This window comes from Pedobacter puniceum, from assembly GCF_009674685.1.
Taxonomy (GTDB): Bacteria; Bacteroidota; Bacteroidia; order Sphingobacteriales; family Sphingobacteriaceae; genus Pseudopedobacter; species Pseudopedobacter puniceum.
The window spans coordinates 210,532-233,505 of record NZ_WKJI01000003.1; the positions used below are offsets into that span (position 1 = coordinate 210,532).

Here is a 22,974-nt window from a genome sequence, read left to right on the forward strand (position 1 = left end):
GTTAAATTTTCTTGAAAATAGGTATATGTATTGGATGTTTAAAAAAAAGATATTCACAATTAAACAGAACGGAATTTACCAAATACACCAAGCGGTAAATTAATACCAGAGCTTGCTTCTAAATACAATTCGCCAATCTCTAAATTTTTAACTTGAGGATAAGCTCCTGTGATTAGGTTTTCTACAATGATAGAAGAAAAACCAAGCGAATAGGTGTTTAAAATAAGGAAATGCTCTTGTGGATCGAGTAGTTTAACAACATCAGTCATCATTTCTCTAATTTGGTCTTCTAGCTTCCATTTTTCACCTTTTGGGCCATGGCCATAGGCCGGAGGGTCTAGAATAATACCGTTATAAGTTTTGCCTCTTTTAATTTCTCTTTGAACAAATTTTAAGGCATCCTCAACCACCCATCTAATATCTTTTAGATTAGAGATTTCTTGATTTTCATTAGCCCAGGTAACTACCTGTTTTATGGAGTCAACATGGGTAGTATCTGCGCCAGCAGCTTTAGCAATTAAAGAAGCTCCGCCGGTATAGGCAAATAAGTTTAATACCTTTGGACTTTTGGTTTTAAATTTTTTAATGGTTGATGAGATATAATCCCAATTTACGGCCTGCTCAGGAAAAATACCTACATGCTTAAATGAGGTTAAAGCCAATCTAAATTTGATTTCAACATCAGGGTTCTTATAGGTTATATGCCAGCGGTCAGAAACATTTCCAGATTTTCTTACCCACTCGCCACTGGTGGCAGACCGACCTTTAAATTTTATATGATGCCTTTTTTGCCATTCAGCATCGCTTAAACCTTTTGCCCATACAGCTTGTGGCTCTGGCCTAATGAGGATTAAATCTCCAAACCGTTCTAGTTTTTCAAAATCGCCACAATCAATCAATTCGTAGTCTTTCCAGTAAGTAGGGGTGAGTGCTTGTATAGCAGGTTTGGGCATTATATTTATTTTTTGAGTAAAGTTTCCATCAATTTTGTAGCAAATACAAAATCATTTAATTCTTGGTTATTGGTAGAAGTAATCTCTTCTTTAGAGCCTTCCCACCATTTTTGACCTTGATGCAAAAATAGGATGTATTCTCCAATTCCCATTACCGAGTTCATATCGTGTGTGACGATAATGGTAGTAATATCATATTCCTCGGTAATTTCTTGAATAAGTTCATCTATTAAAATAGAGGTTTTAGGGTCTAAGCCCGAGTTTGGTTCATCGCAAAATAAATACTTAGGGTTCATGGCAATAGCCCTTGCTATACCAACCCTTTTCATCATCCCGCCTGAAAGTTCTGATGGGTACAATTTATTTTTACCAGCCAGATTTACCCTTTCCAGAACAAAATTTACACGTTCTAATTTTTCTTTCTTAGCTTGCTCTGTAAACATGTTTAGAGGAAACATGATATTTTCTTCAACCGTCATAGAATCAAACAAAGCAGAGCTTTGAAATAGCATACCAATTTCTTTTCTGATAGCGATACGCTCATCAAAACTCATGGCAGTAAAGTTTCTATCGTTATAAGATACAATACCTTCGGTAGGTTCGTGTAAACCAACCATGCATTTTAGTAAGGTAGTTTTACCAGAGCCTGAGCCACCAATAATCAAGCTAGTGGTGCCAGGTTTAAACTCGGCACTAATACCTTTTAAAACTTGGTTGTCTCCAAAACTTTTATGAATATTTTCTACTGTTATCATAGTAAGAGTTGTGCTATTATATAATCTGCTACCAAGATTGAAATACATGAAATTACCACCGCTTTGGTACTAGATTGCCCAACTTCAAGTGCGCCTCCATCTGTATAAAAACCTTGATAAGAAGAAACTGTGGTTATAATAAAAGCAAATATGACAGCTTTTACCATTGCCACGGTAACGGTGAAAGGAATAAAATCCGTTGTTAAACCTTGTATATATTCTGCTGCGGTTACAGCACCAGAGGCTACACCAGCAAAATATCCTCCGGTAATACTTAAAAATATGGCGATAATTACCAATAAAGGAATCATCATAACACCAGCCAATAATTTTGGTAAGATTAAATAACCCGGAGCGTTTATGCCCATAATTTCTAAAGCATCAATTTGCTCGGTTACTCGCATCGTTCCAATTTGTGATGCTATACTAGAACCAATTTTACCCGCCAAAACCAAAGAACAAATGGTGGGGCTTAACTCTAATATGGTAGAATCTCTGGTAATAGAACCAATGATAGATTTCGGAATTAAATCACTAACCAATTGAAAAGCCGTTTGTACAGTTGTAACAGCGCCAATAAAAATAGAAATGATACTGATGATACCTAAAGAGCCCAGTCCAATATCAACCATCTCTTTAAAAATCTCTCTTTTATAAATAGAAGCTTTTTCGGGGCGTCTGAAAACAGATTTCAGTAATAAAATGTATTTTCCAAAATGGTAAAATATCATAAAATTTATTTTTTGTAAAAATAAGCTTTTTTATCAATTGCAATTATTAATCCTAAATTGACATATTTAGCCAAAATTTCAAGATGAATATACTCATAACAGGCGCAACCAAAGGAATAGGCAAAGCTATAGCCATAAAAATGGCACAAGAAGGTCACCATTTGGCTTTATGCGCAAGAAACGAAACTGAACTCACATCCTTAAAAGAAGAAATACAAAAGCTTTATCCATCTGTTAAAGTATACACTCAGGCGGTTGATTGCAGTTTAAAAGCAGAAGTAAATGCTTTTGCGGCACAATCTTTACAGTGTTTTGGTTTTATTGATGTTTTAATTAATAACGTTGGTTTTTTTGAGCCTGCTGCCATTTTAGATGAAACTGATGATTTACTAGAAAAACACTTTTTAGTAAATGTAAATTGTGCTTATCTATTGTATAAAAAAATAGGTTTAAGTATGCGAGAAGCCAGAAAAGGTCATATTTTTAATATTTGTTCTGTAGCTAGCATCCATAATATTGTAAATGCTGGTTCTTATTGTGTAACAAAAGCAGCGATGCTGAGTCTTAACAATATCATGAGAGCAGAATTAATACATCACCAAGTAAAAGTAACAGCTGTTTTGCCTGGTTCAACATTAACAAGCTCTTGGGAGGGTACAACCGTAGCTGCAGATAAATTTATACAGCCAGAAGATGTTGCCCTGATGATTAACCAGACTTTAAACCTAAGTGTGGGGGCTAATGTAGATCAATTGATAGTTACCCCAACAGGTGGCCAAGTTTAAGAAAGAAAAGAAGAGTAAGGATTGTAAAAACAAGATTATGTCTAAAAAATTAACAAGAAACATGAGCGACAAGATGGTTGCTGGTGTTGCCTCAGGATTAGCAGATTACTTTCAGTTAGATGTTACCTGGGTAAGAATCGCATTTGCTTTAGCAGTATTTTTTGGTGGCGGTGGCTTCCTTATTTATATTATTTTATGGATTGCTTTGCCAGAACAATATAGTGCTATATATGGTGGTTACAACAAAGGTTATCAGCCACCAATGCCAGATTATGCTTCCTATAAAGCATCAAAAAAGAAAGAGAAAAATTCTAACATAAGCACTGTTGGTGGTTTAATACTTATTGTTCTAGGTTCGTATTTCTTAATGGAAGAATTTGATTTAATACCAGATTGGTTTAGCATCAGCAAATTATGGCCTTTAGTTTTTGTTGTATTAGGTTTAACGATGTTGATGAAAACTAGAAAAGAAAAAGAAGTGCTAACAGAAACTAAAGAGGAAGAACCTGTAGAAGAAGCAACAGCACAAGAAGTAACTGAAGATAAAACCAACGAAAATATATAGTTATGAAAACAGATAGAATTTTTTGGGGAATCATATTGGTTTATATAGGAGGAATTATCCTACTAGAGAATTTTAATATGATTGATTTTAGCTGGCGATATATCTGGCGCTTTTGGCCCCTGGTTTTAATTGTTACGGGTATCAATATCTTATTTGCTAAAAGAAAAACAGTTTTAGCTACAACCTTAATAGCAGGTGTAACTATTATAAGTTTAGGTTTTATCACTTATAAAGGTTTAAATAACGATTCTAATACAGGAATTACTTGGTCTAATGATGATGAAACAGAGGTAGAAAAAGAATCTAAAGAGTTAAATGCTTATACCGAAACGTATGATCCAAGGTTTAAAATTGTTAAGCTTGAAGTTTCTGGAGGTGCAAGTTCTTTTGTTATTGATGAATACACAGATAACTTATTTGAGGCCAATATAAAAGGCGCTAAGGCCAGATATATTTTAAAGAAAACCGAGCAAGATAGCATCGTAAATTTAGATTTTACAACTAATAACAATAAAGATTTCAACTTTAAAGATGAAGAATATAGTAAAGTTAAACTGTATCTAAATACAACTCCAATTTGGGATATCAGCTTAAAGATGGGAGCTGGTAAAGCAACCTTTAATTTAGAAGATTATAAAGTAAGAACTTTAGATTTAGAAGGTGGCGCAGCAAAATTTGATATTAAACTGGGTAGCTTGCAAGATAGTGTAAGTCTTAATGCAGAAACTGGTGTTGCCAAAGTGGTGATTAAAATTCCTGAAAATTCTGGATGCTTAATAGAAAACACCAGCGAGCTTTCATCACGTAAGTTTGATGGTTTTAAAGAAAATGAGGTAGGTGATTACGAAACGCCAAATTTTAAAACCGCTAAACACAAAATATATATCAACTTTAAAGGCGGTTTAAGTGATTTTGAAGTAAGAAGATATTGATTGACCTTAACATATATCATAAAGCCTCGTTTTTAATTAACCGAGGCTTTATCATTTACAAACTATTCAGGTAATTGATAAGCTTTTCTACCGCCAAACCACGGTGGCTAATGTTATTTTTACTTTCCATATCCATCTCAGCAAAAGTAATATGGTAACCATCGGGTTCAAAAATAGCATCGTAACCAAAGCCGCCTGTACCAGCTCTTTCTTTACGGATATTCCCATTTACAATTCCTTCTAGTAAAATCTCTTCGCCATTTAATATTAAAGAAATCACAGTTCTAAAGCGGGCTTTACGGTTGCTCTCGTTTTCAAGTTTCTCTAAAACTAAATCGATATTTTTTTCAGAATCTCTACTTCCGCTGTACCGGGCAGAGAATACGCCGGGTTCTTGGTTAAGGGCTTCAATTTCTAAACCAGTATCATCAGCAAAGCAATTTATTTGATAAGCATCATAAATATACCTGCTTTTTATAGATGCATTTTCTTCTAAGGTTAAGCCAGTTTCGGCAATATCCTCAAAACAACCAATATCCGCTAGGCTTAAAACCTTTATTTGTTGGTTTATTTTTGATTGTACTTCTGCTACTTTGTGTGGGTTATTTGTGGCAAATACCAATTGCATAATTTAATGGTTTTAAAAGTTTTTCAACTCATTCCAGTAAATGGTCTTCTTCTTTACGTCATTGTCTAATAGTGGTAAAGCCCATGTACCTAATATTTTTACACGCTCAAATTCTCCTGCTTTATTAGCCGTGATGCCTTGTATTTGAAGTGATTTTGGATCTATCCCAAAAGTTAAAATCTTATTACAAGCAAAATAATCTTTTAAATCTTTAAAGGTTAAATCTGTATAATTATTGGTGTTTAAGATGGCAATATCATGCAAATCAAGTTTTTTAGCTGCCAGAATTTTTAAAAGAAAAGCTAGGTCTTTATCGTTTATAAACTGATGCGTTTTATCGTTTACAATAATCAGCAGATATTTGTTGTTATCGCCCAAATAATTAAAAGTTGGTTTGCTAGCAACAGCTTGTGGTTTTGCTACTTCTGGCGTTTCTATTGGCGTATTTTGCAAAACTGGTATAACAATTTTATTTTCTACAGCTGCTTTAGGTTCTTCTTTTGGAACTGTGGTAATTTCTACGTTTTGCATGGTTTCTACAGGTTCAATAACATATAAATCTTCATTTAAAAGAATGCTTAATGCTAAAGGGTGGGCTGTATTTAAAGAATCCATAAGGGCAAATTTAGGGTTAAATATTGTTAAAAATTTTAAAATGCTTCATGTTTTACATAAAAAGACTTTACATTCGTTTAAATTCATGAATAACTATATATTTCGTATTTTTTGTTTAGCTATTTCAGTTGCCTTTGCCTCTTGTGGTAAGTTTACAAGCGATGAAGAACAGCCTATAGCAAGAGCTTTTGATAAATATCTTTACGCAAAAGATATAGCAGGTATAGTACCTCCAAATATTCATGGTAATGATAGTATAGCCATTGTAAGAGGTTTTATAGACCAATGGCAGCATGATATGGTTTTGCAACATCAAGCAGAAGAGAATATCCAAGTTGATGAAAAATATATCCAAGAACAGCTTGATAATTACCGTAAATCTCTCATCCGTTTCCAGTACGAGCAAGAATTAATTAACCAGAAGTTGGATACTACTGTTACTGAAGAAGAAATTGCGAAATATTATGAAGAGAATAAGAAGAATTTTCAGCTAAAAAAACCGATATTAAAGGTCTCTTATATCAAATTAAGTAATAAGGCTCCTAAAATAGACATGGTAAAGAAGCTTTTTACTTCTAAAGATGTAAGGGATAGAGATTTACTTGAAAAATATTGTTTTAAGTATTCGCCAGCATTTTCTTTAATGGATACCAGCTGGCATTATATAGATGAATTAGAGAAAACGCTACCTATATCAAAAATTGGAGAGTATAATTACGAAACATTAAACCGTATTTTTCAGATTTCTGAAAATAATACATTATATCTCCTAATTTTGCGAGGCTCTAAATTTCGCGATAGCTTATCGCCTTTAGCGTTTGAAAAAGAGAATATTAAAAATTTAATACTAAATCAGCGTAAGCTGAAGTTAATAAGCCAAATGGAAAGAGAAGTTTTTCAAGAGGCCCAAAAAAATAACGAATTAGAAGTGTACAAGAAATGAAGAAGTATTTAATAATTGCGCTACTTTTTGTAAGTAACAGCCTTCTGGCACAAAAGAAGGTGATAGACAAAGTAGTGGCTGTGGTGGGTGATAACGTGATTTTACAATCTGAGGTTGACCAACAATATGCCCAATACTTAGTGCAAGGAACTAAACCAGACCCAGGTATTAAGTGCTATATTTTACAAAATATGTTAAGCCAGAAACTACTATCGCAACAAGCTGTCATAGACTCCATTACTGTTAATGATGATGAGGTAGATGAGGAAATTGATAGAAGAATGCGTAGGTCTATAGCCAATGCAGGTGGGCAAGAGAGGTTAGAAGAATTCTTAGGTCGTTCTGTTTTGCAGTATAAAGATGAAATCAGACCAGATATTAGAGAGCAATTGGTTGCGCAAAAAATGCAAGCTAAAATCACCGAAAAGGTAGAGGTAACACCTTTAGATGTGAGGAGATTTTTTAACGAGATACCTAAAGACTCGCTCCCAACCTTTAATACCGAAGTTGAAGTTGGTGAATTAGTGGTTTACCCCGAGCTAACTAAAAAAGAGAAAGAATTTTATAAAGACAAAGCAGAAGCTTTACGTTTAAGAGTTAAAAGCGGTGATAACTTTGGAACCTTAGCGAGGTTATATTCTCAAGACCCTGGTTCTGCGGCGGATGGTGGTGAGCTGCCTTTTTTTGACAGGCAAACCATGGCGAAAGAGTTTACAGCTTGGGCTTTTAAACTCAAAGAGAAAGAAATGTCTCCTGTTTTTGAAACCGAATTTGGTTTCCACTTTTTAGAGGTTCTTGAAAGAAAAGGCGAGCAAGTAAGAGCAAGACATATTTTAATTATCCCAGAAACAACCCCAGCATCTTTAGACAGGGCTAAAGTTGAAATAGACTCTATTTATAAAAAGGTTATGGATAAAAAAATGGATTTCTCTACCGCTGCATCTTTATATTCTGATAATAACGATACCAAGTACAATGGTGGGATGATTTTAAATTACGACAGTTCTAACAGAACTACATTTATCCCTACTGATAAATTAGATCCTGCTATATTTTTAGTTGTAGATACCATGAAGGTTGGAACTTATTCTAAACCAGAAGTTTTTACTGATGCTAGAGGAAAAAAAGGCTATCGTTTCTTGTATTTAAGATCTAAAACTCCACCTCATAAAGCTAATTTAGAGCAAGATTTACCTAAATTAAAAGATGCTGCTTATGAAACTAAAGTTAATAAAGTGGTAAGCGAGTGGTTTGAGAAAAGAAGAAAAGCAAGCTATATTAAAATAGATAAAGAATTTCAATCTTGTGATGTTTTGCAAGAATGGATAACTAAACCCGTAACAGCTAAAGAATGAGTAAGTTTCAATCAGAAGTAGAGGCTATTGATGCATTATGTTTGTCCTATAAAGAAATCAGGAAAGAGATTTCTAAGGTGATAGTAGGGCAAGATGATGTTGTAAAAGCAGTATTGATATCTGTTTTTAGCAATGGCCATTGCTTATTGGTTGGTGTACCAGGTTTAGCTAAAACCCTATTGGTACAAACCATTTCTAGGGTACTAGATTTATCTTTTAACAGGATACAATTTACACCAGATTTAATGCCTTCTGATATTATAGGAAGTGAAATTTTAGGCGAGGAAAGAGTTTTTAAATTCATCAAAGGACCTGTTTTTGCTAATATTATTCTAGCCGATGAAATTAATAGGACTCCACCTAAAACTCAGGCTGCTTTATTAGAGGCCATGCAAGAAAAAGCTGTTACTGCCGCTGGTGTTACACATGCTTTACCAAAACCTTTCTTTGTGTTGGCAACTCAAAACCCTATAGAACAAGAGGGTACATATCCCTTACCAGAGGCCCAGCTAGATAGGTTTATGTTTAACGTAAGCTTAGATTATCCTTCTTTCGAGGATGAAATTGCTATCGTAAAAAATACTACGGGTACTAAAGTTCAGGATTTGAGAAAAATTATCAATGCCGAGCAGATTAGCTATTTCCAACAATTGGTAAGAAATATTCCGGTAACAGATCATGTGGTAGAATATGCAGTTTCTCTGGTTGCTAAAACCAGACCTCAAGGTGCTATGGCTACTGATATTGTGAAGAAATACATCACTTGGGGTGCAGGGCCTAGGGCTTCTCAGTTTTTAGTTGTAGGCGCTAAATGCCATGCTGCTATTCATGGTAAGTATTCTCCGGATATTGAAGATGTACAAGCCGTAGCCACTGCAATTTTAAGACACCGTATGGTGAGAAATTACAAAGCCGAAGCAGAAGGAATAAGTATAGAAGATATTATTACGGGTTTGTTCTAGTATTATTTAGAATAAACATCTAAAATAATATTCCACTTCATATCATCATCTAATTTCCAAACCCTAACGTAATGGTAATTTTCTTGATTGATACTTGCATCACCATAGGTGAAGGCTAAATCTCCACTTATTGCCCTTTCAGCGGTAATTGGGGTAGAGATAATGTTTAACTCCTTTTTCTCAATAAAATCTAAAGCTTTTAATCTTCCGATGACGGGTAAATACTCAGGGAAATATAATCTTACTTTTGGATCGTAAAATTCTTTAAAATTTTTACTCCCCGATAACTTTAGTGCTTTACCCAGAAGAATATCCGTATTAAATACAATATCCTCTCGCATCTGAATTTTTTGCGGACCTAATAATTTTGGATATTTATAATTAGAAGGGTCATAATACTCGTACTTTAAAACCGTAGGGGGCTTAGCATGGGTAATGCCTACATCTAACCATAATTTCCATTTGCTATGGTCGTTTTTCCAGATAGATAGGTAATGGCCATAAGTGGTATCTTGAGCAGAAACTAATTCATAAGGCCCTGTTGTAAAAGCTAAATCACCCTCTTTAGATATTCTGGCGTATTCTGGTTTCCAACTGATTTGATATTCTGATTCGCTATTTTTAGTATAATACTTTCTCATATCTACCGGGCCAGGTCTAAAAACGATACCCTTAGCATCAGCAAATTTTAGAAAGCCTTTCTGAATACCTTCTCTTTTTACCAAAAGGTTAAAAAAATCTTCGGTATTAATTAGAGAGCGGATAGTTCCATCTGCCTTTTGTGCAAAAGCAGGAATACTAAAACATAAAGCAAGAGCAAAGTAGATTGTTCTTTTAATCATCAAGTTAGAACGCTAAATTTTAGACCATGTTGTACCTTCTTTACTATCCTTTAACTGGTAACCAATCTCCTGTAAACCTATTCTTATTTTATCAGAAGTAACATAATCTTTGTTTTCTTTAGCTTCTTTACGGATATTAATCAGGAAATTTATCAAAGGCTCTATATCATGTGCCTGATTTTCATCTTGTAAGCCTAAAATATCAAACACATAAGTTTGGATGAGATTTTTTAAAGCAGTTAAATCATCAGCAGATATGGCTGTTTTTCCATCGTAAATAGAATTGATAATTCTAACGGCATCAAAAAGTTCTGCAATGAGAATTGGCGAGTTAAAATCATCATTCATGGCCTTAGCAAACTTTTCTTCTAAAGCTTTAACATCAACTTCAGACTGTGCAGATGTTTTAACCTTATCTAAGAGGGCTAATGCAGCCATTAATCTTTTAAAGCCTTTTTCGCTGGCATCTAGGGCTTCGTTAGAGAAATCTAAAGTACTTCTGTAATGCGCTTGCAGCATAAAAAACTTAACCACCATTGGGCTATAGCCTTTTTGCAGTAAGGGATGGTCGCCAGAGAAAAGTTCATGTGGTAAAAAGCTATTTCCTAAAGATTTAGACATTTTTTGTCCGTTCACGGTTAGCATATTGGTGTGTATCCAATAATTAGCCGGATGCTTACCACAAGAAGCTACATTTTGGGCAATTTCATTAGTATGGTGTGTAGGGGCTAAATCCATACCACCACCGTGTATGTCAAATTGCTCTCCTAAGTATTTATTACTCATGGCAGAGCATTCTAGGTGCCAGCCAGGGAAACCCATTCCCCATGGCGATGGCCATTGCATCAAGTGCTCTGGCTTAGCTTTTATCCAAAGGGCAAAATCAAGTTTACCTTTTTTCTCATCTTGTCCGCCTAAATCTCTGGTATTATTTAATAAATCTTCAAGCTTACGATTATTTAAAATACCGTAATCTTGTGTTTGGTTATATTTCTCAACATCAAAATAAACCGAGCCATTAATTTCATAAGCAAAGCCTTTTTCTAAAATGGTTTTAACCATTTCTATCTGCTCAATAATATGCCCAGTAGCTGTTGGCTCTATGCTAGGCGGAGAAACATTAAAAACCGCCATCATGTTATGGAAACCATTGGTATATTGTTGTACAATTTCCATAGGCTCTAAAGATGCCAGTTTTGCTTTTTTAGAGATTTTATCTTCCCCGCTATCGCCATCACCTTCTAAGTGGCCAGCATCAGTAATATTTCTTACATATCTTACTGTATAACCTAAATGTTTAAGGTATCTATAAATCAAATCAAAAGAAATAAAAGTGCGGCAATTTCCTAAATGTACATCACTGTAAACGGTTGGTCCGCAAACGTACATTCCTACATAAGGTGGGTTTAAAGCCTTAAATTCTTCTTTCTTTCTGGATATGGTATTATAAATAGTAAGATTGTTGTGCATGTCGCAAAATACGAATTTTGATGATTGTATTATATTAATCTGCCAAAGTTACATTACATCTAACAGGATAATGGTCTGAAAAAGTTTTTTTTATGATTTTATAGGTTTTAAAATCAAATTCTTTTGAAGCCAAGATGTAATCTATTTGAAAATTAGGAAAATCGCCATTATAGGTAATGCCTAAGCCGCTACCTTTCTCCTCGAAACCATTTTTAATATTCTTTTTTAAGGAGTGTAAAGTATAAGAAACTGGGGTGTCGTTAAAATCGCCCATGATGATATATGGCGTTTTGCAAGAATCTATATAAGCTTGTAAATATTTTACCTGCATACTTCGTTTGATAAAAGCATTTTTTAGCCTTTTGATGATTCTTTTACCAGAGTTTAAATCTTCTTCTGTATTTAAATCTTGTTTTAACTTATTGAGGTAGCTATAATCCTCTGGCTGGAAAGATATAGATGCTAAATGCACTATAAAAACCCTGAAAGTTTTATTGTTTTTTTCAATATCAACCCAAATACCTTGATTGCCTCTTGTTTCATCTTTTAAATCTATATTGCCTTTAGCTTTTATTGGTAATTTGCTAAATACCGCAATACCAGATGATTCATAATTATTATCTACAGAAGGATTGTAGTAATAGTATTTAGTATCTAATATTTTAAAAACAGAGTCTTTGATGTTGTATTTGCCTTTATTTCTGGTGAAAAACTCTTGAAAACCGATAATATCTGGTTGCTCATTTCTGAGGAGATTAAAAATGCCAGATCTGGTATGGGTATCAAGCTCTAAACCAAACTTCTTAAAATAATGAACATTATAGGTCATCAATTTTAGTGTGTTACTATCAGTAACAAAGCTACTTTCTGTTTTTCCTCTAAAACCTATAGTAGATGTAAGCGCATTATATCCTAATGCAATTGCAATGATAGAAATTAAGGCAAACCATTTTTTTCTGATGAGCCAATAAATAATTATCAGAAAATTGATGAAAAGAATAATAGGATAAGAAAGACCAAAAAACGCAATATACCAATAGTCTGCCGGGTTGGTATATTTTGCCAAATAGCTTAAAAATAAACCAATAACAGCTAGTATATTAACAAATAGAATAAACTTACTAACCAGACTTATTTTTTTATTTTTCCTCATTGCTTTTGCTGGCTCTAAATAAAATTTCTTTCTCTCTTTTGGTTAGCTTATCATAGCCCGATTGCGATATTTTATCTAAAATTTCATCAATAGTTTTTTGGTCTGGATGTATATTTTCTTGATATGGTTTGTTATAATTTTTTGAAACAACTTTGAGCTTTTTATGCGGTTTAAATAGGTTGATAAAAGGTTTGCTCCAATCTCTGCCGTTTTGTAAAGATTTGATATACAAAAAACCAAAAATAGCACCTCCTAAATGTGCCATGTGCCCTCCTGCATTAGCACCTGCTAAGCTTATAATGTCTAAAACAATATAAATTAAAGCAATCCATTTTAGTTTAACAGGCCCAAATAGTAGTAAAGAAATGGTGTAATCTGGCAATAAGGTTGCAGTAGCTACAATAATTGCAGTAACAGCAGCAGAAGCCCCCACAGCTGTTGCAAATATCACTTGGTTAGAAAATGCAGGCAGAAAATTATAGCTGACGATGAATAAAAAGGCTCCTGCCAAGCCTCCGGCTAAATAAACAAAAGTTAGCTTTTTTGAGTTTAAAAATTCTTCAAAAATTCTTCCCATCCAAAACAACCAAAGCATATTAAACAGAATATGAAACACGCCATTATGTAAAAACATATAGGTAAAAGGTGTCCAAAATTTAAATAAGAGCTCTTTGGTATAAGTTGGTACAGCTAAATAATCAATAATGGTTTCGTAAACGGTGGTTTGTCTGGTAAATAGCCATTGTACAACCCTTATCAGGTTAAAAGCAAGAAATACAATCACATTTATCCCAATAAAAAGATTTACCCTACTGCCCGAGTTAAAAATTTTATATCGTAATTCTTGGATGGTATTCATAGTGCTAATTTAATTAATCAAATTGATGATGTTTAGTAATAAAAATCGCCAGGTCTTCTCACTCGCCATAGTTTTATCAAAATAAAACCGATAAGCATGCCCCCCAAATGGGCAAAATGAGCTACGTTATCTCCCGGATTATTGGCTACACCGCTATAAAGTTCAAATAAACCATAAAAAAATACAAAGTATTTAGCCTTTAACGGGAAAAAGAAATACAAGTATATAACCGCATTTGGAAATAACATCCCAAAAGCTAATAGTAAACCAAAAACAGCACCAGAAGCACCAACTGTAGGGATATTAGTTTTAATATCTGTAAGTTGTTTAACCAGCTCAACCGAGTTATTTTTAGCATTTAAACTTGTGGGGTCTGCTTGCCAGAAATTATACAAACTATTAAAATCTCTCTGATAAGCCTCGGGTACTGTGTTTTCTATAAACTGTCCAAAGCGCCCTAAAGTTGGGTTGGCTATATAATCTCTAGAGTTTTCTATAAAAGATGAAAGTTCAATATACTGCACTCCGGTATGCAAAAGAGCAGCACCAAGTCCGGTTAAAATATAATATTGTAAGAATTTTTTAGAGCCAAAGAAATTTTCTAATACAGCGCCAAACATCCATAAAGCCAACATATTAGAGAAAATATGCATGAAATCTCCATGCATAAACAAATGCGTTACAAATTGCCATATCCTAAAATTGGGAGACTCGTAATAGAAAAGCGCAAAATGCTCATACATATCAAAGCCTAAGCTATCTTTGAAAACGTTGGTTGCCAAAAAAATAATACCATTGATAATCAATAGGTTTTTTACAACTGGCGGAAATATAGTGTTGCCTAATGGCCTAAATTCTCTCATACTACTAGCCTTTATTAAAGCGTTCTGCTAATTCTTCTAAGCTTATTTTTACTATAATTTGTTTGCCATTAATGGCGATGCCTGGCATTTGACAAGCAAATAGCTGGTCTATTAAATCAACCATCTCCTCTTCGCTTAATTTAACCCCACTTTTGATAGCTGTATTTTTAGCAAGTGTTCTGGCTAAATTATCTCTCTTATCAAGCTTTAAAACGGTATGATTGTTTTTAAAACCTTCAATTAATTCTTCCATCATGGTAGCCAAATTGTTGTTTTCAGGAATATCTGCCGGTACACCTTCTATGACTAATGTGTTTTTACCAAACTCTCTAATCTGGAAACCTAATGCCTGAAAAGCAGGAAGCAATTCGGTTACCAAAGCGTAATCTGTGGTGTTTAAAGTTATGGTTTGCGGAAATAAACTTTGCTGACTTAAACCTTTATGATTTTCTAATTGTGATAAAAAGCGTTCATATAAAATGCGCTCATGCGCCGCTTGTTGGTCAATCAGCATAAAGCCAGACTTTATCGAAGAAATAATATATTTCTGGTGTAGCTGAAAAACCTGTCTGCTTAAAGTTTTGGTTTCTGTAGCCCCGTTTACTGCCGAAGAAATGGTATTTGATGATGAATCTAAATCAAAAAAAGTTTGAACAGACTTTTGTTCTTTGTTAATCTCATATAAAGTATCCCAATTTTGAGGAATGGCCTTTTTCTCTCCTAAATCTCTTAAAAAAGGTATTTCTCTGTCTTTTTTCTTTTCATCCGAAAAGGGATTAAAATTAGGATTAAATTGTATGGCTGGTGGCGTTATATCTTCCCACGCTTTCTGTGATATCATTCTCTCAAAACCAGTTTCCTGATTAAAATCTAAAGTAGGCGTAATGTTATACCTCCCTAAAGAACGCTTTACAGCAGACCTAATGATAGCATAAATGGCTTTTTCATCCTGATATTTAATTTCTGTTTTAGTAGGATGAACATTAATGTCGATTTTAGATGGGTCTATCTCAATAAATAACACATATAACGGGAAACAGTCGTCGGGCAGTAAATCCTCGTAAGCGGTCATCACTGCATGGTTTAAATAAGGGTCTTTAATAAAACGCTTATTTACAAAAAAGAACTGATCGCCTCGTGTTTTCTTAGCAAAAGATGGCTTCCCAATAAAACCTTTTACCTCAATAATACTGGTTTCCTCGTCTAAAGGGACAAGCCTTTCATTGTAATTATTCCCTAAAAGATGAATGATACGTTGTTTTAGCTGCGTTTGCGGCAAATGGTAAACCTCTTGCCCATCGTGGTGAAGGGTAAAATGTATTTCTGGATGTGCTAATGCTACCCGTTGAAATTCATCAATAATATGACGCATTTCTACTGGGTTACTTTTTAAAAAATTTCTCCTAGCGGGGATATTATAAAAAAGGTTTTTAACCGATATAGATGTGCCAGCCGTTGTAGCACAAGGTTCCTGACTTAAAACTTCAGAGCCTTCTATTACCAGTTTTGTGCCTAATTCGTCTTCGTGTTTTCTGGTCTTAAGTTCAACCTGAGCAACTGCGGCAATAGAAGCCATAGCTTCGCCTCTAAAGCCCATGGTTTTAATGGCAAATAAATCCTCAGCTTTCCTGATTTTTGATGTTGCATGTCGCTCAAAGCACATTCTTGCATCTGTAGCGCTCATCCCACAACCGTTATCAATAATTTGGATAAGGGTTTTACCAGCATCTTTTACAATCAGTTGGATTTTATCGGCACCTGCATCTATCGCATTTTCTATGAGTTCTTTTACAGCAGAAGCGGGTCTTTGTACTACCTCACCGGCAGCAATTTGGTTAGCAACCGAGTCTGGTAAAAGTTGTATTATATCTGGCATATCTTATATGCTGCTAATTTATCAAAATTTTAAGGCTCTTTAATCAGTACTATCCCATTTTTTAAATTTTATATAAGATAAGTACCTATATAATATTTAATTTACCACTTATTTTAAAATACTGTATCCAACAAAATAAAAAGCTGGTCGTTAAATTATCATGAAACAAGTCTTAAGTGTAATAGCTTTAATAATTTTTATAGCCGTACAAGCTTGTGGTCAAGCTCAACAAAATCAAAGGTTTAGCTCAGAACAAATACAAGAAGCCAAGAATAATTTGGTACTTCTAAATAATCAGGAGCAAATTATTCCTTTAAAATCATTACAGGATTTAAAAATTGCTAGTGTAACTTTTGATTTTCAAGAAGTTGCGCTTTTAGATAGCATATTGGCTAAATACCATAGCATACATAGAGAAAATGGGAATGCTTTTTTGAATGATTTAAACGGATTAGAAGACGATTTAAAGTTTTACAATCTCATCATCATCACTTTAACCAACAAAAGCTTAAGCCAGCCTCAGCTACTTAATTTTATAACAGATTTAGCTACTAAGAAAACTTTAATTATTAATTTTTTAGGAGATGGAGCTTTACTTTCTAAACTTGATAGTATTAAACAACCTATTTTGTGGAGTAATCAAGTTAATGCGGCAACGGCTTTTGTAGCTGCTCAAGCTATATTTGGTGGTTTGTCAATCTCAGCAAAATTAAAAGAAAACTATGGCAACCAATTTAAATTAAATGATGGTTTTGAAACACAAGCTATAAGATTAGGCTTTGCATTGCCAGAAGAGTTAGGTTTACAAACTAAAGATTTTGAAAATATAGATGCCATAGCGGAAGAAGCCATACAAAAAAAGGCTGCGCCTGGTGCAGTAGTGCTTGTAGCTAAAAATGGTAAAATTATTTACAACAAAGCTTACGGAAAACATACTTATCAATCAGAAACTTTAATGGGTGTTGATGATATTTTTGATTTAGCATCTATCACTAAAATTGCCGCAACAACGGTAGCTGCAATGAAATTACAAGAAGAAGGTAAGCTCAATCTTGATGCTCCGTTGGCTAATTACATAGCCAGAACACGTAGAACAAATAAGGCTAACATTAAGGTGAAAGATGTGATGCTGCATCAGGCTGGTTTTGTGCCATTTATTCCTTTTTATAAGGATATAGAGAAAAATGCGTTTAGTAGAATCGCAGATGAAAATTATACGGTTAAAGTAGCTGATAGTTTTTACCTCAATACCAATTATTACCGAGATGTTATGTGGAAACAAATGTTGGCAAGTCCACTAAAAACACCTGGTAAATACGTGTATAGCGATTTAAGTATGTATTTCATGAAAGAAATTATAGAAAATATTACACAACAGCCTATTCCTAATTATGTAAGCCAGAACTTTTATAATAAATTAGGTTTAGAAACTATGGTTTTTAACCCTAGAGATAAGTTTAAAAAAGGTCAAATTGTACCTACCGAAATAGATAATTATTTCAGAAAAACACTGCTTTGGGGTTATGTACATGATCAAGGTGCAGCTATGGCTGGAGGTGTTGCAGGGCATGCAGGTTTGTTTTCTAATGCTACAGATTTAGCTATATTGATGCAAATGCTTTTAAATAAAGGAAGCTATGGCGGCGAACAGTTTTTAAAACCAGAGACAGTTGAACTTTTTACCCAGCAGCAATCGCCATTAAGTAGGAGAGGTTTAGGTTTTGATAGAAAAGACCCAGATTTATCAAAAAAATATCCATCGGCTTTAGCTTCTCAAGAAACTTTTGGTCATACTGGTTATACAGGCACTTGTGTATGGGTAGATCCTGCTAATCAGCTCATTTACATATTTTTATCAAATAGGGTTCATCCACAAGTCAATAATAAATTGATTGATTTAAATATCCGTTCTCGGATTCATGACGAAATTTATAAAGCTATTTCTAAAACCAAATAAAACATTCTGAACCAAAAGACCTTTTATTACGTAGATTACGACAATAAACATCAAATAACTATGATTAAAAGAATAGCTTTTATAACGGGGGCAAGTGTTTTATTAGCGGCCTGCTCACCAAAAACAACTAATCCTGATATTTTAAAATTAGAGAAACAGGAACAAGTTTTAAGTTTAACATCAAAAGTTAATAGTTTAAAATTAGATTTAGAAAAAGAGTTGGTTAAAATTCAAGAATTATCCAAACAAGTAGAAACTGTTAATGAGGATGTATCAAAATCTTCAAAAGAAGCAAAATCTATCTCAGATGATTTAAGTAATAACCCTGGAGACACTAAATTATCTTCTAAAGCAGATAGAGCGGCCAAAGCAGCTGCAAGAGATGCAAAAAAGGCCCGTAAACTAAATGATGCTTTAAATAAGTCAAATAAAAAGGTAGAGAGCTTACAGAAAGAGATTGAAAAGACACAGCAAGAACTTAATACTTTAGACCAGAAAGTAGATTTTGTGCCTACACAAGAAGCTAAGTAAAAAACAAGCGCTTATTTTAAGCGCTTGTTTTTTTGTTTATTCCCTTTATTAATTGTTACAAAAGGCTAACACAACAATTCTAATTAAATTACTTAATTTGCTGTACATTTAAGAAGGATGATTATAAAATGAGAATAGGTATTGTTTGTTATCCCACGTTTGGCGGAAGCGGTGTTGTAGCTACAGAATTAGGCAAGGCACTTGCTGATAATGGCCATCAGGTTCATTTTATAACCTACAGTCAGCCTGCTCGTTTAGATTTCTTTTCAGAAAATTTATTCTATCATGAAGTTTCTGTTTCAAATTATCCACTTTTTGATTACGCCCCATATGAGTTAGCTTTATCTAGTAAGATGGTTGATGTTGCCAGATTCGAAAAACTCGATATTTTACATGTTCATTATGCTATTCCACATGCATCGGCAGCGTTTATGGCGAAGCAAATTTTAGCAACTTATGGTATACACATCCCCGTAGTTACTACGCTGCATGGTACAGATATTACTTTGGTAGGGAAAGATTTAACCTACAAACCTGTTGTTACTTTTTCCATCAACCAATCAGACGGGGTTACAGCCGTTTCTGAGGATTTGAAAAAAGCTACCTATGACCATTTTGATATCCAAAGAGAAATACGTGTAATACCCAATTTTATAGATTTACAAAGATTTAACTTAAAAGCTAAAGATCATTTTAAAAAGGCCATAGCACCATTTGGAGAAAGAATTTTAGTACATACGTCAAACTTTAGAAAAGTTAAGCGTACACAAGATGTTGTACATATTTTTAAGCAAATCTTAACTAAAGTGCCAGCTAAACTTTTAATGGTAGGCGATGGTCCAGAGCGTGTAAATTGTGAGGCTTTATGTCGTGAGTTAGAAGTTTGCGAACATGTACGTTTCTTGGGTAAGCAAGATGCGGTAGAAGAGATTCTATCAGTATCTGATTTGTTTTTGATGCCTTCAGAGTCTGAAAGTTTCGGATTAGCGGCACTTGAAGCCATGGCTTGTAAAGTGCCAGTAATATCATCAAATACTGGAGGCTTACCAGAGCTTAATGTAAACGGTGTTACCGGATTCTTGAATAATGTTGGCGACGTAGATGGTATGGCTAATAACGCTATCTATATTTTACAAGACAACCAAATTCTTCAAAAGTTTAAAGAAAATGCCATCAATAGGGCTAAAGAGTTTGACTTAAGCCTTATACTACCCGTTTATGAGAAATATTACGAAGAAGTAATAGAAAAGAGTAAAACAACTATTTAATTTTTTATTGATTCCTTAATAAGCCAAAAATAATAATCTAATTTTTGTTGCAACAAAATTGCATTTACATATATTTGCAACATTGTTTCACTTATAAAAATAATTATGTCAACAAAAATTAAATTCTACTTATTTATTTTTCTAATCACTGCTTTTGCTGCTTGTAAGAAAGATAATGCAACAGATCCTCAAAAAATTGAAGAAAACAGATTTGTAAGGTTATTAGTTGCAGATGCTCAGGATAAAACCCTTACTTTAATTAATCCATTAACAAATCAGCAATCTACTTTTCAAGCCCAATTTGCAGTTAACAATATCTATCCAACAGCAAGTAAACGTTTTGCTGGGATTATAAATGCTACTAATAATCATGTAAGTTTTTTTGATTCTGGTGTTGAGGCTCATGGAGACCATGCACATTTAAAAGGCATACCTAAATGGGCTTTAACCACTTCTTTAGCAGTTAAACCAACTCATTTTTATTCTTTGGGTAATGAGATAGCTATTTTTAATGATGGAGATGCATCTTTAAGCTTAATTACAGAAGATAAATTGCATACACAAGCACAAACCAACCATGTTGTGGTAGATAGGGCTCATCATGGTGCAGTGGTTATATTTAACAATGGTAGTTACGCTGTAACAGAAAAGGATAATAGCATTAGCGGAGCTTTGCCTGAAAGAGTTAAGATTGTTAATGCTACTGGTCAAGTACTATATACTTCTACTGTTGCTACAAAAGGTATACACGGCGAGGCAGGAAATGGAAGTACTGCTATTTTTGGTTCAGTTGGTGGCATGTTAGTTGTAAAAAGTGATGGAACACAAAATCTTATAACTTGGCCATCAGAGATAGGTGAGGCTAATTGGCTTTCTACCATACATTACGGTAAGGCATCAAATAAATTCTTAGGTTTCAAATCAAAATTTGGGGCATATATATTAAATCCAGTTAATGATAGCTTTACCAAAGTAGTAACGGAAAATAATATTAGAAGTGCTGTATTTGATGCCGAGGGGAAAGATATATTGGTTTTGTTAGAAGATGGTACTGTACAATTATACAGTGGTTCTTCTTTAGCTAAATTACAAGAAGTTAAGTTGAATATTACTTTCGGTACTGGAGCTTTAGTACCTAATATTACCGCTACAAAGCATTTTGTGTATGTAACTAACCCAAATGGTGGAGAAATTATTCGGTTAGAACGTGATAACTTTTCTATACAAAATAAAATTCCTGTAGTTGGTAAACCAGCTAAAATAATCATGCTAGGAGCTGATTTTGATGATGAAGGAAATCATTAAGAAATACGAATAAATAGGTGTGTTAGTGAAAAAGGCAGCTCATTCATGTAATGGCTGCCTTTTGTTTATTTAATGAGGTGTTTAAGGTTGATAATTTCCTGTTCAGATAAATATCTCCATTTCCCTCTTGGTAAATCTTTTTTGCTTAAACCAGCGTAAATTACACGGTCTAATTTTACTACTTCATAGCCCAAGCTCTCAAAAATTCTTCTTACGATTCTGTTTTTACCGCTATGAATTTGTATACCAATTTCATTTCTAGCTCCACCTGTAACATAACTCACCGCGTCAGGTTTAATAAAACCATCTTCCAATTCTAAACCGAATGCAATTTTATTAAAGTCGCCTTGCGTTAGGTTTCTATCTAACTCAACGTTATAAATTTTAACAATGTTATTTCTTGGGTGAGATAGCTTTTCGGCTAAATCCCCATCATTAGTCATTAAAAGTAAACCTGTGGTGTTTCTATCTAACCTACCAACCGGATAAATACGTTCTTTGCTAGCTTTATCAACCAATTCCATCACGGTTTTGCGCTCTTGTGGGTCGTCTGTAGTGGTAATAAAGTCTTTTGGCTTATTGAGTAAAACGTAAACCATTTTTTCACGTTTTAATAACTCTCCATTATATCGTATTTGGTCTATAGCTGGGTTTACTTTAGCTCCAAGTTCTGATACTACAACACCATTAACACTAACTACACCCGCTGCAATTAATTCATCCGCTTTTCTTCTAGAGCAAATTCCAGAATTGGCAATGTATCTGTTTAACCTAATGGTTTCGTCTTCTTTTTTAGTGTTGACTTTAGTTTGTCTAGATCTTAATCTTACTTGCTCATCTTTTACTTCAGAAAATTCTCCTTGAGGTTCTCTTTTTCTGTACTGACGTGGTTGTTCTCTATCATTTATACGCTCTCTTCTCTCTCCACCAAAACCGCCTTCTTTTCTATCGCCAAAAGGCTTTCTATCTCCGTAAGATTTTCTCTCTCCACCAAAACCGCCTTCTTTTCTATCGCCAAAAGGCTTTCTATCTCCGTAAGATTTTCTCTCGCCGCCAAAACCGCCTTCTTTTCTATCGCCAAAAGGCTTTCTATCTCCGTAAGATTTTCTCTCGCCGCCAAAACCGCCTTCTTTTCTATCGCCAAAAGGCTTTCTATCTCCATAAGATTTTCTCTCGCCACCAAAACCACCTTCTTTTCTATCGCCAAAAGGCTTTCTATCTCCGTAAGATTTTCTCTCGCCACCAAAACCGCCTTCTTTTCTATCTCCAAAAGGCTTTCTCTCGCCGTAAGATTTTCTCTCGCCGTTTGAGTTGTCTTTTCTATCTCCGTAAGGTTTATCTTTTCTGTTTGATGAGCTTTCGCCTGATTGTGGCCTTCTATTTGATGATGAAGATCTGGAAGGTTTATTGCTGTCTCTTCCGGACTTGTCGTCACGACTGTTCCTGTTTTTGTTGAATGACATGTTATCGTTTTTATCCTCTTTTGAGGGCTACAAATGTACTAAAATTATGCAATTTTTCATGTTAAAAAACAACGGTATTCTGTATAGAAAACAAGTCAGCTAAAGTGTCTAAAGGAGGTCCCTAAAAACGGTGGTTTTTGTAAGTGTTTGATAATGTGATTTA

Annotated in this window: 22 protein-coding genes; 10 read left to right on the top strand and 12 right to left on the bottom strand. The window is 34.2% G+C overall.

Going from position 1 to position 22,974, the window contains the following annotated elements; all coding sequences use genetic code 11:
• Nucleotides 1-59 precede the first annotated feature (59 nt).
• From GJJ64_RS12265 to GJJ64_RS12275, 3 genes are read right to left on the bottom strand one after another with little or no spacing between them, the layout of a single operon-like run.
• Nucleotides 60-953 carry a class I SAM-dependent methyltransferase gene (locus GJJ64_RS12265; RefSeq protein ID WP_039452832.1) on the bottom strand — a complete coding sequence of 298 codons (894 nt, stop codon included), beginning with the start codon at nt 951-953 and terminating at the stop codon, nt 60-62.
• A gap of 5 nt (nt 954-958) precedes the next feature.
• The gene (locus GJJ64_RS12270; RefSeq protein WP_154288074.1) at nt 959-1,708 is read right to left on the bottom strand and encodes an ABC transporter ATP-binding protein; all 750 of its coding nucleotides are present in this window, start codon (nt 1,706-1,708) and stop codon (nt 959-961) included.
• Nucleotides 1,705-2,439, bottom strand: a complete 735-nt coding sequence (locus tag GJJ64_RS12275) for an MlaE family ABC transporter permease (protein ID WP_039452826.1) — start codon at nt 2,437-2,439, stop codon at nt 1,705-1,707. The genes GJJ64_RS12270 and GJJ64_RS12275 overlap by 4 nt, the downstream gene beginning before the upstream one ends.
• An 83-nt stretch (nt 2,440-2,522) precedes the next feature.
• Here GJJ64_RS12275 and GJJ64_RS12280 point away from each other — a divergent pair, with 83 nt between their 5' ends.
• The 3 genes from GJJ64_RS12280 to GJJ64_RS12290 are packed head-to-tail and all read left to right on the top strand — an operon-like array spanning nt 2,523 to nt 4,721.
• Nucleotides 2,523-3,224: an SDR family NAD(P)-dependent oxidoreductase gene (locus tag GJJ64_RS12280; RefSeq protein ID WP_154288075.1), complete on the top strand. Its 702-nt coding sequence runs from the start codon at nt 2,523-2,525 to the stop codon at nt 3,222-3,224.
• A 37-nt stretch (nt 3,225-3,261) separates the two neighbouring features.
• Nucleotides 3,262-3,789: a PspC domain-containing protein gene (locus tag GJJ64_RS12285; RefSeq protein WP_154288076.1), complete on the top strand. Its 528-nt coding sequence runs from the start codon at nt 3,262-3,264 to the stop codon at nt 3,787-3,789.
• A 2-nt stretch (nt 3,790-3,791) separates the two neighbouring features.
• On the top strand, nt 3,792-4,721 hold the full coding sequence (locus GJJ64_RS12290; RefSeq protein ID WP_154288077.1) for a LiaI-LiaF-like domain-containing protein: 930 nt from the start codon (nt 3,792-3,794) through the stop codon (nt 4,719-4,721).
• Between the two features lie 55 nt (nt 4,722-4,776).
• On the opposite strand, the gene GJJ64_RS12295 is transcribed toward GJJ64_RS12290, so the two are convergent.
• Nucleotides 4,777-5,352, bottom strand: coding sequence for a non-canonical purine NTP diphosphatase (locus GJJ64_RS12295; protein ID WP_317162940.1), 576 nt, complete (start codon nt 5,350-5,352; stop codon nt 4,777-4,779).
• A gap of 9 nt (nt 5,353-5,361) precedes the next feature.
• Nucleotides 5,362-5,964, bottom strand: a complete 603-nt coding sequence (locus GJJ64_RS12300; protein WP_154288079.1) for a hypothetical protein — start codon at nt 5,962-5,964, stop codon at nt 5,362-5,364.
• Nucleotides 5,965-6,049: 85 nt separating this feature from the next.
• On the opposite strand from GJJ64_RS12300, the gene GJJ64_RS12305 reads away from it, so the two are divergent.
• From GJJ64_RS12305 to GJJ64_RS12315, 3 genes are read left to right on the top strand one after another with little or no spacing between them, the layout of a single operon-like run.
• On the top strand, nt 6,050-6,907 hold the full coding sequence (locus tag GJJ64_RS12305; RefSeq protein WP_154288080.1) for a hypothetical protein: 858 nt from the start codon (nt 6,050-6,052) through the stop codon (nt 6,905-6,907).
• Nucleotides 6,904-8,262 (top strand): peptidylprolyl isomerase, encoded by a 1,359-nt coding sequence (locus tag GJJ64_RS12310; protein WP_154288081.1) that lies wholly within the window; start codon nt 6,904-6,906, stop codon nt 8,260-8,262. Before GJJ64_RS12305 ends, GJJ64_RS12310 begins: the two co-directional genes overlap by 4 nt.
• Complete coding sequence (locus tag GJJ64_RS12315) at nt 8,259-9,224, top strand: AAA family ATPase (RefSeq protein ID WP_154288082.1); 966 nt, start codon at nt 8,259-8,261, stop codon at nt 9,222-9,224. Before GJJ64_RS12310 ends, GJJ64_RS12315 begins: the two co-directional genes overlap by 4 nt.
• Nucleotides 9,225-9,226: 2 nt before the next feature.
• On the opposite strand, the gene GJJ64_RS12320 is transcribed toward GJJ64_RS12315, so the two are convergent.
• Genes GJJ64_RS12320 through mutL form a run of 6 tightly spaced genes read right to left on the bottom strand, consistent with a single transcriptional unit; the run spans nt 9,227 to nt 16,287 of the window.
• Nucleotides 9,227-10,066, bottom strand: coding sequence for a hypothetical protein (locus GJJ64_RS12320; RefSeq protein WP_154288083.1), 840 nt, complete (start codon nt 10,064-10,066; stop codon nt 9,227-9,229).
• Nucleotides 10,067-10,078: 12 nt separating this feature from the next.
• Nucleotides 10,079-11,536 (bottom strand): cysteine--tRNA ligase, encoded by a 1,458-nt coding sequence (cysS, locus tag GJJ64_RS12325; RefSeq protein ID WP_154288084.1) that lies wholly within the window; start codon nt 11,534-11,536, stop codon nt 10,079-10,081.
• A gap of 34 nt (nt 11,537-11,570) precedes the next feature.
• Nucleotides 11,571-12,689, bottom strand: a complete 1,119-nt coding sequence (locus GJJ64_RS12330; protein WP_154288085.1) for an endonuclease/exonuclease/phosphatase family protein — start codon at nt 12,687-12,689, stop codon at nt 11,571-11,573.
• Nucleotides 12,676-13,548 (bottom strand): rhomboid family protein, encoded by an 873-nt coding sequence (locus tag GJJ64_RS12335; protein ID WP_154288086.1) that lies wholly within the window; start codon nt 13,546-13,548, stop codon nt 12,676-12,678. The genes GJJ64_RS12330 and GJJ64_RS12335 overlap by 14 nt, the downstream gene beginning before the upstream one ends.
• 32 nt (nt 13,549-13,580) lie before the next feature.
• The gene (locus tag GJJ64_RS12340) at nt 13,581-14,411 is read right to left on the bottom strand and encodes a rhomboid family intramembrane serine protease (RefSeq protein ID WP_154288087.1); all 831 of its coding nucleotides are present in this window, start codon (nt 14,409-14,411) and stop codon (nt 13,581-13,583) included.
• A 4-nt stretch (nt 14,412-14,415) separates the two neighbouring features.
• Nucleotides 14,416-16,287 carry a DNA mismatch repair endonuclease MutL gene (gene mutL, locus GJJ64_RS12345; RefSeq protein ID WP_154288088.1) on the bottom strand — a complete coding sequence of 624 codons (1,872 nt, stop codon included), beginning with the start codon at nt 16,285-16,287 and terminating at the stop codon, nt 14,416-14,418.
• A 160-nt stretch (nt 16,288-16,447) separates the two neighbouring features.
• Between mutL and GJJ64_RS12350 the strand changes: the two genes are divergently transcribed.
• From GJJ64_RS12350 to GJJ64_RS12365, 4 genes are all read left to right on the top strand, one after another.
• The gene (locus GJJ64_RS12350) at nt 16,448-18,244 is read left to right on the top strand and encodes a serine hydrolase domain-containing protein (RefSeq protein WP_154288089.1); all 1,797 of its coding nucleotides are present in this window, start codon (nt 16,448-16,450) and stop codon (nt 18,242-18,244) included.
• A gap of 60 nt (nt 18,245-18,304) precedes the next feature.
• The gene (locus GJJ64_RS12355; RefSeq protein ID WP_154288090.1) at nt 18,305-18,775 is read left to right on the top strand and encodes a hypothetical protein; all 471 of its coding nucleotides are present in this window, start codon (nt 18,305-18,307) and stop codon (nt 18,773-18,775) included.
• A gap of 128 nt (nt 18,776-18,903) precedes the next feature.
• Nucleotides 18,904-20,043 (top strand): N-acetyl-alpha-D-glucosaminyl L-malate synthase BshA, encoded by a 1,140-nt coding sequence (gene bshA / locus GJJ64_RS12360; RefSeq protein ID WP_154288091.1) that lies wholly within the window; start codon nt 18,904-18,906, stop codon nt 20,041-20,043.
• Between the two features lie 105 nt (nt 20,044-20,148).
• Nucleotides 20,149-21,348, top strand: a complete 1,200-nt coding sequence (locus GJJ64_RS12365; RefSeq protein ID WP_154288092.1) for a hypothetical protein — start codon at nt 20,149-20,151, stop codon at nt 21,346-21,348.
• A gap of 65 nt (nt 21,349-21,413) precedes the next feature.
• Here the strand turns inward: GJJ64_RS12365 and GJJ64_RS12370 are convergent, their stop codons facing one another.
• Nucleotides 21,414-22,811 carry a pseudouridine synthase gene (locus GJJ64_RS12370; RefSeq protein WP_154288093.1) on the bottom strand — a complete coding sequence of 466 codons (1,398 nt, stop codon included), beginning with the start codon at nt 22,809-22,811 and terminating at the stop codon, nt 21,414-21,416.
• Nucleotides 22,812-22,974 lie beyond the last annotated feature (163 nt).